8 protein-coding genes are annotated in these 11,249 nt (G+C 55.4%); 1 reads left to right on the top strand and 7 read right to left on the bottom strand.

All coding sequences use genetic code 11. The features are described from left to right. Window positions 1–36: 36 nt before the first annotated feature. The 3 genes from F3J31_RS18700 to F3J31_RS18690 form a co-directional block, all read right to left on the bottom strand. Entirely contained in the window at window positions 37–1,263 is a 1,227-nt protein-coding gene (locus tag F3J31_RS18700; RefSeq protein ID WP_240152776.1) for a collagen-like triple helix repeat-containing protein, read from the bottom strand. Between the two features lie 305 nt (window positions 1,264–1,568). Then, window positions 1,569–2,825, bottom strand: coding sequence for a valine--pyruvate transaminase (avtA, locus tag F3J31_RS18695; protein ID WP_045907877.1), 1,257 nt, complete (start codon window positions 2,823–2,825; stop codon window positions 1,569–1,571). 196 nt (window positions 2,826–3,021) lie between these two features. After that, window positions 3,022–5,052: an alpha-amylase gene (locus F3J31_RS18690; protein ID WP_167214658.1), complete on the bottom strand. Its 2,031-nt coding sequence runs from the start codon at window positions 5,050–5,052 to the stop codon at window positions 3,022–3,024. Window positions 5,053–5,366: 314 nt separating this feature from the next. Between F3J31_RS18690 and F3J31_RS18685 the strand changes: the two genes are divergently transcribed. Continuing rightward, window positions 5,367–6,191, top strand: coding sequence for a protein bax (locus tag F3J31_RS18685; RefSeq protein WP_048028064.1), 825 nt, complete (start codon window positions 5,367–5,369; stop codon window positions 6,189–6,191). 40 nt (window positions 6,192–6,231) lie between these two features. Here F3J31_RS18685 and xylR read toward each other — a convergent pair whose 3' ends face one another. The 4 genes from xylR to xylF all read right to left on the bottom strand — a co-directional run bounded on the left by xylR (window position 6,232) and on the right by xylF (window position 11,209). Beyond that, entirely contained in the window at window positions 6,232–7,410 is a 1,179-nt protein-coding gene (xylR, locus tag F3J31_RS18680) for a D-xylose utilization transcriptional activator XylR (RefSeq protein WP_021242460.1), read from the bottom strand. A gap of 33 nt (window positions 7,411–7,443) precedes the next feature. Beyond that, complete coding sequence (xylH, locus tag F3J31_RS18675; protein ID WP_045907874.1) at window positions 7,444–8,625, bottom strand: xylose ABC transporter permease XylH; 1,182 nt, start codon at window positions 8,623–8,625, stop codon at window positions 7,444–7,446. Next, window positions 8,603–10,144 (bottom strand): xylose ABC transporter ATP-binding protein, encoded by a 1,542-nt coding sequence (locus F3J31_RS18670; RefSeq protein WP_167214654.1) that lies wholly within the window; start codon window positions 10,142–10,144, stop codon window positions 8,603–8,605. Before F3J31_RS18670 ends, xylH begins: the two co-directional genes overlap by 23 nt. A 72-nt stretch (window positions 10,145–10,216) precedes the next feature. Further along, window positions 10,217–11,209, bottom strand: a complete 993-nt coding sequence (gene xylF, locus F3J31_RS18665) for a D-xylose ABC transporter substrate-binding protein (protein ID WP_008502746.1) — start codon at window positions 11,207–11,209, stop codon at window positions 10,217–10,219. Window positions 11,210–11,249: the final 40 nt, after the last annotated feature.

Genomic DNA, 11,249 nt, shown 5'->3' with positions numbered 1-11,249 from the left:
CCCCTGAACCAGGGGCGCAGAATGACAATAAGCAGGTTACTGTTTTGGCGTCAGCAGACCGGTGGTTAACGTGTTGAGCCCGTTAATCGGATTCGCTGTTGACGTATTTTGACTTGATGTTGTTGCTGCGTTGGCCGTAACGCCTGCAGTCAGGGTATTGAGGGTCGTATTGACCGTTGCACCCAGACTGTTGTTCGTGGCCGCCACATTTGCATTGGCTGTGAGAGAGCCTGAACTTCCTCCCGTTGTCGAAGAGGCGGGTTTGACCAGCGTACCGCTATCCGTGACCGTCTGGCCGACATTTTGAACGACCTGACCGACACCGCTAAGCCCGCTATTGCTGCTGCTAATGTTGGTCCCCACGCCGCTAACGGTGCCACCCACCTGGGTCAGCAGACCGTTGACCGGTGTGCCGAGACCCGTTGTGGTGCCTACGCTTTGCGTCACGCCTTGTACTCCGCCCAGCGTCTTGTTAGCCAGGGTCGTGGTATCGGTTGTTACCTGAGTGACCGCAGGGCTGCTTACCGTGTTGGTGAGACCCGTGCCGGTGTTACTGACCAGTTGCCCGGTGCTGTTGACCACGCTGCCCGTCAGGCCGGTTACGCCGCTGACCGGTGTTCCGGAAGTGGAGCTCGCCAGGCCCGTACCTACCGTTGAAACGGTATTGCCAAGGGAGGTGACCGACGTGGTCACGCCTTTAACCGTGGTACCCACACCGTTCGGGTTGTTTGGATCGCCAACGCCAGTCGTGACGCCTGTCCCCACGGTGGACACGGCACTGCCAACACCGCTGACGGTGGTTGAAACGGTTGACGTGACGGGGTTATTTGTCGGAAGCTGGCTTCCAAGGCCATCCACCGTCGATCCGACGCTGGTTACGGTTTTACCGGCATCACCCAGTATCGTATTTACGCCTGCGGTAGTGGTTCCGCCACCGCCCGTGTTGCCTGTTCCGGTTCCTCCGCTGCCATTGCCTCCTGAGCCTGAGCCTGAGCCCGATCCTGAACCAGAACCCGTTCCGCCACCAGCGCCTGTCCCGGTACCTGAACCCGTCCCGGTACCTGAGCCGTTGCTGCCCGAACCGCCATTGTTCGCGGTCGTGCCACTTCCATCACCTGAGCCGCTGCTGCTTCCCGTCGCAGGGTTATTTTTGGCCGTTGAGTGATGAGAGCCGCCACCGCTTCCACTGCAGGCAGAAAGAGAGAACGCGAGCAGTACCGCAACAGCGATAGCGCTGATGCGACTAACATTATTAGGTAGCATATGAATACTCCACGCAAAAGAACGCCGAGCGGCGTATTAGTGAGTATATGCCCTATTTTTAAATATGCATGAAAGTGTCTCTGGAAGGTATTTCCCTGTGTTGCAGAGGGTTATTTCAAAATAACAATAAGTTAAGATCTTTAATCGATGCTTAATTATTGAGGGGAAAGTTAGTGAGCGTAAATTAAAGGAATATTCCTAAGGAAACTCAAGGGAGATGATAAATTAAACGCTACAGGATATATCCTTAATATAAGATTCAGATCACGGAAAAATAAGGCTCTTCATTTGAAGAGCCTTATTATTTAACAATTGCCTTCGCGCCAGGCTTTTTCGATCTCTTCGGCGAGAATTTTAACACCCGCTTCGATTTTTTCCGGATCGGGGACGTAGTTCATGCGCATGCACTGATGGGTATGCGGCCACGGCTTATCCAGACCTGGGAAGAAATAATCGCCCGGCACCATCAGTACGCCGCGCTTTTTCAGGCGCTGGTAAAGCAGTTCGGTGGTGATAGGTAAATCCTTAAACCACAGCCACAGGAAAATTGCCCCTTCCGGCTTATGGATCAGGCAGCGTTCTTCCGGCAAGTAGCGACGAAGTGTCGCGATCGTCTCCTGAACGCGCTGGTAGTAGAAAGGCTTGATCACGTCATTTGACAGACGCAGCAGGTCCTTGCGTTTGATCATTTCGCACATCATCGCCGGGCCAATGCCGCCCGGAGAAAGGCTGATAATGCCGTTCATATTGGTGATGGCGGTGATGATTTTCTCATTGGCGATGATGATGCCGCAGCGGCTGCCTGGCAGACCCAGCTTAGAGAGGCTCATGCACAGGACAATATTCGGGTTCCACAGCGGACGTGCTTCGCTGAAGATAATGCCCGGGAACGGTACACCGTAGGCGTTATCGATCACCAGCGGGATGCCGTGCTGATTTGCCAGCGCATCCAGCTTCATCAGTTCGTCATCAGTGATTACGTTGCCCGTTGGGTTAGTCGGGCGCGATACGCAGATCATGCCCGTCTCTTCGCCAATATGCAGGTGTTCAAAATCGACGTGATATTTGAACTGGCCTTCCGGCAGCAGCTCAATGTTCGGGCGCGCGGAGACGAACAGATCCTCTTCCAGGCCGGAATCGGCGTAGCCGATATACTCCGGTGCCAGCGGGAACAGCACTTTTTTGGTGGTGCCGTCGGCGCGACGTCCTGCGAACAGGTTAAACAAGTAGAAAAACGCGCTCTGGCTGCCGTTTGTCAGTGCAATATTCTGTGGTTCGATATCCCAGCCCAGCTCGTCACGCAGCATTTCGGCGAGGAGTGCCAGCAGTTCGGTTTTACCCTGCGGGCCGTCGTAATTGCAAAGCGCATCGGTTGCTTTGCCGCTTTCCAGCATCTGAGCGAGCAGGGTCTGGAAATAGGTATTCATCTCCGGGATTTGAGCCGGGTTTCCGCCGCCGAGCATGATTGCGCCCGGTGTGCGCAGCCCGTCGTTGAGGTCCTCCATCAGGCGAGTAATGCCTGAATGGCGGGTAAATTTGTCGCCGAAAAGTGAAAACGTCATAGCAGGTGATCTGTCGAGCTTGTTTTGAAAGTGGGTAACCATAACGCTAGCACCGTGTTGGTGCAAATCGGGTGGTGTGGTCGGATTTGTTGTTTTATAGGGCAGTAGTGGGCTTGTGTAGTGAATAGTTCTGGTGGAATTCCCCTCACCCCGGCCCTCTCCCCTCAGGGCAGAAGGTTAGGGTGAGGGGTTTGATCTATTGATTACCCGCCCATACCACCATCACCTTATCGCCCTTGTGCTCGCGCACGAAGCCATACCCCTCTTTCAGCGACAGCGTGGTTTGTTTGCCTTCACCAATCGCCGGGTGACGGGCGCGGAACTGACCCAGCGTTTGCCAATGGGCGACGGTTAAGGCCTGCTTGCCCGTGACGTCCTGCCAGTTCATATCCGAGCGGGTGCCCTGCAGCGGGTCGGAGCCTGTCGGCCCGAATGGACGCTCGGACTCATCCCCGTAATAGATTTGCACGCTGCCCGGCGCCAGCAGGAGCAGCTCTGCCGCGCGCGGGCCCCCTTCGCGGAACAGGCGCGTATCGTGGGATGAGAGGTAGCTCAGCACGTTGAAGCTTTGCAGTTTCTCCGCCATCTGCTGCCAGGTGAGATCCATATCGGCCAGACAATCCACCGCTTTTGCCGCCTGCTCCTGATAATCAAAGTTAATCATCGCATCAAAACCGTGGCGGTAATAATCGCTCTGCATGACGCCGTGGCCCCAGGATTCCCCGGTCATCCAGAACGGTGCGTTGTCGAGCTTTTTATCCGGGTGAGCGCCTTTCCAGGCAGCCAGCGCCTGGCTTGCCTGGTCTTTCAGCTGTTGCCAGGCCGCAAGCTCAACGTGTTTCGCGGTATCCACCCGGAAACCGTCGATGCCGTAGTCACGTACCCACTGGCTGAGCCAGTGGGTCAGGTAGTCGCGCGGGGTATAACCCGGAATCGCTTTCGCGTGGGTATCGGGCTTATGTTGATAGAAATTGGGTAACCCGGAAGGGACGGTGGATTCCGTTTTCAGGTCGGGCAGGAACGCCAGCGACATCGTTAAATCGTCGAAGCCGGGATTATCGTAATCACCGATGTCGGTACGAATCCATTTCTTGCCCCACCATTTTTCCCATGCGGCCTTGTCGCTGAAGTTGATGTAGTCGTTGAAGCTATGCCAGGTCTGGCCTGGGCCCGGCGTCCAGTCGGTCCAGCGCTCTCCCAGCGTCTTTTTCACCTCATCACCCTGGAGGTACAGGGCACCAAACTGATAAGCCTGCATGTCCGCAAGCGTCGCGTAGCCCGTGTGGTTCATGACGATATCAAACAGGATGCGAATGCCGCGCTTATGCGCCTCATCAACAAGCTGGCGCAGGTCATCCTCGGTGCCCATGTTGGCATCGAGCGTTGTCCAGTCCTGGGTGTAGTAGCCATGATAGGCATAATGCGGGAAATCACCTTTGGTTCCGCCGCCTACCCAGCCGTGGATCTGCTCAAGCGGGGAGCTTATCCAGAGCGCATTCACTCCCAGCTGCTGCAGGTAATCGAGCTTGCTGGTCAGCCCCTTCAGATCGCCACCGTGGAACGTGCCAATCTCCTGCATGCCGTCTTTATGGCGGCCATAGCTGTTGTCATTGCTCGGGTCGCCATTCACAAAGCGGTCCGTCAGTACAAAATAGACAGTGGCGTTTTGCCAGCTAAACGGTGCCGGCTTGTCGGTTTCGGCGCGCTCAAGCAGCAGCAGGCCGTTACTGTTGGCGGCTGGCTGCAGGGTGATTTTCCCATCTTGTACGGTCGCCGTCTGTTTACTGTAGTAGTCGCGCACGACGGAGCCTTCCGGGAAGGTATGGCTGACGTCCAGCGTCAGCGGCTTACCGTCCCACTTCGGACACTGGCGGATAACGTTGGTCACCGGCTGATCTGTCGCGCTCTGAACCGCCAGCAGCAGGGTGGGCGTGCCGGATCGGGTATCAATCCGCATCTGGTATTCACCGTCGCGGAAAAGGCGCCACTGCGGCGGAGCGCCGTCACAGGGCTTGAGCGACAGCATCTCATTGAGTTTTATCGCGCCTGTGGGCTGCCAGCACGTCTTGTCAAAACTCAGCGTAAGAGGACGCGTACCCTTCGCAAGCTTTGCCTGGCTGGTGAAAATCCCGGTGCCCTCGGCGCGAAATGCGCCAAACCCCGGCGATGACCAGTCGGCATGTGCCAGTGCGGGTAACATCAGAAAGGCTATTGCGGTGCGTTTCATTCCTGGTTCCTGTCGCGGATTTTTTGACCAGTGTGCCAGCAGGCGGGCGGGAAAAACTCATCCCCTGTCGCTTTCTGCCAGGAGGATGCGTGAGGATGAGTGATCTTGCGCAAAATTAGGCAGTTATCTGCGATAACGCACACATTTTTCCGGAAATGATGTTTTTATGAGCAAGTTTCAGGTGACATAGTTTCGGAATTGGACTATTTCTATACGTGCTCTTGAAGTCTATTTTTGATATGATTTGAGATTCCGCTCTCAAATTTGTGAAAAAAATAAGGTGTTAGGATGATTACATCCGACCAGGAGACCTAATGATATCGACTCCCATTCGACGATATGGGGCTGCGATACTCATGTTACTCACCACGGCATTTTCGGGTGAGGTGCTTGCGAAGACGCACACGGATACAACGAGTAAGAAAGCCCACGTAATAAAGACGACAAGTAGTAAGGTTAGCAGTAAACAAGAGTATTCTCGCAATAGTGCAAAGAGTAGTTCACTTCCTGATTTGCGAAAATACCCTTCCGGAACACCAAGGAAAAAAGCGTTTCTCCGGACGGTAATGCCTTACATCACGAGTCAAAATGCCGCGATTACTGCGGATCGTAACTGGCTGATTTCCAAACAGTACGATAGCCGCTGGTCGCCGTCAGAGCGCGCGCGTCTGAAAGATATCACGAAGCGCTACAAGCTGAGCTGGAACGGGAACACGCGTCGTGTGCCGTGGAATGCTCTCCTTGAGCGTGTGGATATCATCCCGGGCAGCATGGTTGCGACCATGGCTGCAGCCGAAAGCGGCTGGGGAACGTCCAAGCTTGCGCGTAACAACAACAACCTTTTCGGCATGAAATGTGTGAAAGGCCGTTGTACGAATGCGCCTGGCAAGGTGAAAGGCTATTCGCAGTTTGAATCTGTGAAAGATTCCGTGAACGCCTATGTGGTGAATCTGAATACGCACCCGGCCTACTCATCGTTCCGTAAATCACGCGCTCAGCTGCGTAAAGCGGACCAGGAAGTGACGGCCAGTACGATGATCCACAAGCTGAAAGGGTATTCGACGAAGGGACAGAGCTATAACAACTATCTGTTCGCTATGTACCAGGATAATCAGCGCTTAATCGCCGCCCATATGTAATCTCAAAAAAAACGCCTTCCACCGGAAGGCGTTTTCTTTTCTAGATCAGCACCTCGCTGTGGCGATCCCGGTACTCTTTCGGCGTGGTGTCATACTCTTTGCGAAACACCGAATAAAAATATTGCAGCGACGGGTAACCGCACATTTGCGAGATTTCGTTGATCGACAGCGACGTGGAGATGAGCAGGCTGCGTGCTTTCTCCAGCTTTTCAGCATGGATAACGGCATGAATGGTTTCGCCCACCTCTTCTTTAAAACGCTTCTCCAGATTCGAACGCGAAATGCCCACCGAATCCAGTACCTGATCGACCTTAATCCCTTTGCAGGCGTGGTTGCGAATATAGTGCATGGCCTGAATGACGGCCGGGTCGCTTAAGGAGCGATAATCGGTCGAGCGACGTTCTACGACGCGAACCGGTGGCACCAGCAGGCGCTGAAGCGGCAGAGATTCTTTATCCAGCAGACGGTGCAGCAGCTTCGCCGCCTGATAGCCCATCTGACGCGTGCCCTGGGCAACGGAGGAGAGCGCCACGCGGGACAGGTAGCGAGTAAGCTCTTCGTTATCGATGCCAATCACGCACAGTTTTTCGGGCACCGGAATGTGTAAGTGTTCGCAGACCTGCAGCACGTGCCGCGCGCGGGCGTCCGTCACGGCAATAATGCCGGTTTGCGGCGGCAGCGTTTGCAGCCAGTCAGCGAGACGGTTCTGCGCGTGCTGCCAGTTTTCCGGGGCGGTTTCCAGCCCCTGATAGACCACGCCGCGATACTTCTCCTGCGCGACCAGCTGGCAAAACGCGTGCTCACGCTCAACGGCCCAGCGCTTGCCACTGGTGGCGGGTAAACCATAAAACGCGAAGCGATGGACGCCTTTCTCTTTTAAATGGAGAAACGCGGCCTCGACCAGGGCATGGTTATCGGTGGCAATATAGTGAACCGGCGGATAGTGTTCGGGCGAATGGTAGGAGCCGCCGACGCCCACGATCGGAACGTCGACGTCGGTCAGCAGTTGCTCAATGACGGGGTCGTCATAGTCGGCGATAACGCCATCGCCCAGCCAGTCTTTGATGTTCTCCAGACGGGTGCGAAAATCTTCCTCAATAAAGATATCCCACTCGGATTGCGACGCCTGCAAATATTCACCCACGCCTTCTACCACCTGACGGTCGTAGGCTTTGTTGGCATTGAATAATAACGTAATGCGGTGACGCTTTTCAAACATGGCTCACTTCCCAATTAAGTCACAATACCGTTATCAGGCCCGTCGCTTGGTGGCCGAGTCCATCCAGACTGCCAGTAAAAGAATGGCCCCCTTGACGATATACTGCCAAAACGTCGGGACGTCCATCATACTCATCCCGTTATCCAACGACGCCATGATAAATGCCCCCATCACCGCGCCCGCGACGCTGCCGATACCCCCTGCGAGGCTGGTACCGCCAATAACGCAGGCGGCGATAGCATCCAACTCGGCGATGTTACCGGCGGAGGGTGAACCCGCCCCCAGACGCGAGCTGAGGATCAACCCGGCGATGGCGACCATCAGGCCGTTAATGGCGAAGACCGCGAGTTTGGTGCGTTCAACGTTAATGCCCGAGAGGCGGGCAGCCTCAAGGTTGCCGCCGATGGCATAAATACGGCGGCCAAACGCGGTGCGCGTGGCCATAAACATGCCGCCCAGCAGTAAAAGCGTCAGCAGCAGCACGGGGGTCGGAACACCGCGATAGTCGTTTAAAAGCCAGATGGCGCCCAGCACAATGACGGCCGTGAGCGCCTGACGTCCCACCACCGACGTGGATGCTGGCGACGCCAGCCCCAGCGCCTGACGACGCATGCGTCCACGCCACTGCCACGCGACAAATGCCAGCAGCCCCGCCACGCCGATGGTAAAGCCCACACCATCCGGGAGGTAGCTCTGACCAATCTGCGACATGGCCGCGCTGGTCGGGGAGACGGTGGTACCGTTGGTGATGCCGATTAAGATCCCGCGGAAGGCCAGCATCCCCGCCAGGGTGACAATGAACGACGGCACTTTACGGTAGGCTACCCACCAGCCGTTCCAGGCCCCCAGAACCAGACCCAGCACCAGCGTGACCGCCACGGTCAGCGGCAGCGGCCAGCCGAGCCAGACGTCAAAAATGGCCGCCACACCGCCGAGGAGCCCCATCATTGAACCGACCGACAGATCGATTTCCGCGGAGATAATCACGAACACCATGCCGACGGCCAGAATGCCGGTGATAGCTGTCTGGCGGAGCAGGTTAGAGACGTTACGCGCGCTGAGGTACGAACCATCAGTCATCCAGGTAAAGAAGAGCATGATGACGATAATCGCCGCGATCATCACGAAAACCTGTAGGTTCAGCGCTTTTAGCCCTGCGAACGCACCGGGCGTCGGAACGGCGACTTTGATATCAGACGGGTTGCTTTTCGACATGACGTTCGCTCCTTAAAGCGGCTTCCATCACCTGCTCCTGCGTCAGGTTCTGGTTAATCAGGTTGGCTTTCAGTTTTCCCTCGTGCATGACCAGTACACGGTCGCTCAGGCCGAGCACTTCGGGTAACTCAGACGAAATGACAATGACGGCAATCCCTTGCTGTACAAGCTGATTAATCAGTTTGTAGATTTCATATTTGGCACCGATATCAATTCCGCGCGTCGGCTCATCAAGGATTAATATGCGTGGATTGAGAAGCAGGCAGCGCGCCAGAATCGCCTTCTGCTGGTTGCCGCCGCTCAGGCGGCCAATGGCCAGTTCCGGTGAGGAGGTTTTGACCTTCAGCCGGGCGAGTGACTGAAGGATGCACTGCTGCTCGGCGGCATCGTCCAGGCTGCTCAGCGCGCCGGAGAAGCGATCGAGCGCCGCCAGCGTAATGTTTTTCCCCACCGCCATAACCGGCACGATGCCGTCTTTTTTGCGGTCTTCCGGCACCATAGCAATGCCGCGGGCGATCGCCTGCTGGCAGTTGTCGATTTTCACCGGCTGGCCGTCGATATAAATCGTGCCCTCCCAGCGCCCTGGCCACACGCCAAACAGACACTGTACGGCCTCCGTGCGCCCGGCGCCGACTAACCCGGCGATACCGAGGATTTCGCCGCTGTGCAGAGAAAACGAGACGTTATTCACACGCTTGATGTGGCGGTTAACGGGGTGCCACGCGGTCAGATTTTCCACGCGCAACACTTCATCACCTTTGGTGTGAGGCTCATTCGGGTAGAGCGCCGTCAGCTCGCGTCCTACCATCATGGTGATGATGTCATCTTCACTCATGCCCGCGGCTTCACGCGTGCCGATGTACTGCCCGTCGCGGATCACGCAGATGGTGTCCGAAATGGCTTTAACCTCGTTCAGTTTGTGCGAAATGTAGATGCAGGCGATGCCGTGATTTTGCAGATCGCGAATGATATCGAGCAGTACCGCAGTTTCCTGTTCGGTGAGCGAGGCCGTGGGCTCATCAAGGATCAGCAGCCTGACCTGTTTATTGAGCGCTTTAGCGATTTCAACCAGCTGCTGTTGCCCCAGTCCCAGGTCGCCCACGCGGGTGTCCGGTGAAATGCTGAGGCTCACCTGCGCGAGCAGCTTTTCACAACGTAGCGTCATGGTGTCGTAATCCAGCACGCCGTGGCGGGAAATTTCGGCCCCAAGGAAAATGTTCTCCAGCACGGTGAGATGCTTCACCAGCGCCAGTTCCTGGTGGATGATGGCGATGCCTTTACGTTCGGTATCACGAATGTGAGTCGCCTGGATAACTTCGCCAGCAAAAACGATTTCGCCTTCGTAACTGCCATACGGGTAGATTCCGCACAACACTTTCATCAACGTTGACTTGCCTGAGCCGTTCTCGCCACACAGCGAAACGACTTCGCCGGGGTTCAACCGGAGACTGACGTTATCGACGGCTTTCACCGTGCCGAAGCGCTTGGTGATGCTTTTCATTTCAAGTAAATAAGGCATAACTGCTCCACATAAACCGAGGGAAGAACAGTACAACGTGATGCGCCCCTGCAAAGCAGGGGCCGCGCCGGATTACAGTTCGCTCTTCTTGTGGAAGCCGTCTTTAATGACGGTGGCGTCAATGTTCTCTTTATTGACTTCAATAGGGGTGAGCAGGCGAGCCGGAACGTCTTTCAGCCCGTTATTCAGCGTTGCGTCTGCTTTAGGTTGCTTGCCATTGCCCAGTTCCACGGCGATTTCCGCCGCCGTATTGGCAAGCTCGGTAATCGGTTTGTAGACCGTCATGGTTTGGGTGCCTGCGATAATGCGTTTTACGCCAGCCAGATCGGCATCCTGTCCAGAAATGGCGACTTTACCCGCCAGCCCCTGGGCGCTTAATGCCTGAATCGCACCGCCTGCGGTGGCATCGTTGGAGGCCACAACCGCATCAATTTTGTTGTTGTTGGCCGTCAGCGCATTTTCCATAATCTTCAGCGCGTTTTCTGGCAGCCAGCCGTCGGCCCATTGATCGCCAACCACTTTAATTTTCCCGTTGTCGATGTACGGTTTAAGGACCTTCATTTGCCCTTCGCGGAACAGCTTGGCGTTGTTATCCACCGGAGAGCCGCCCATCAGGAAATAATTGCCCTGAGGCACTTTGTCGATCAGGCTTTGTGCCTGTAATTCGCCGACTTTTTCATTATCGAACGAAATATAATAATCAATGTCCGCATTATTAATCATGCGGTCATAAGCCAGCACTTTTATGCCTTCTTGTTTGGCTTCTTTCACCACGTTACTTAATACCTGGCCGTTATAGGGGATAATGACCAGCACATCGACGCCACGGTTAATCATATTCTCGATCTGCGACATTTGCGTTTCTTCGTTGCCGTTAGCCGACTGAACAAACACGTTTGCGCCGAGGGATTCCGCTTTTTTTACAAAGATATCGCGATCTTTTTGCCAGCGTTCCAGGCGCAGGTCGTCAATCGCCATGCCAATTTTGACCTCTTTGGCATGACCGGCAAAACTGGCAAGCAGGAGCGTAGTGCAGAGCGTTAGGGTCAGGTTCTTTATCTTCATAATTATTAGGCCTTTTTGTAGGGGTATGTGTTGCTGAGAT

It is taken from the genome of Enterobacter sp. Acro-832, from assembly GCF_011752745.1.
In the GTDB taxonomy this organism is placed as follows: Bacteria; Pseudomonadota; Gammaproteobacteria; order Enterobacterales; family Enterobacteriaceae; genus Enterobacter; species Enterobacter quasiroggenkampii.
The sequence above is the reverse complement of the archived record's forward strand: the minus strand, read 5'-3'. Positions and strand labels throughout refer to the sequence as shown.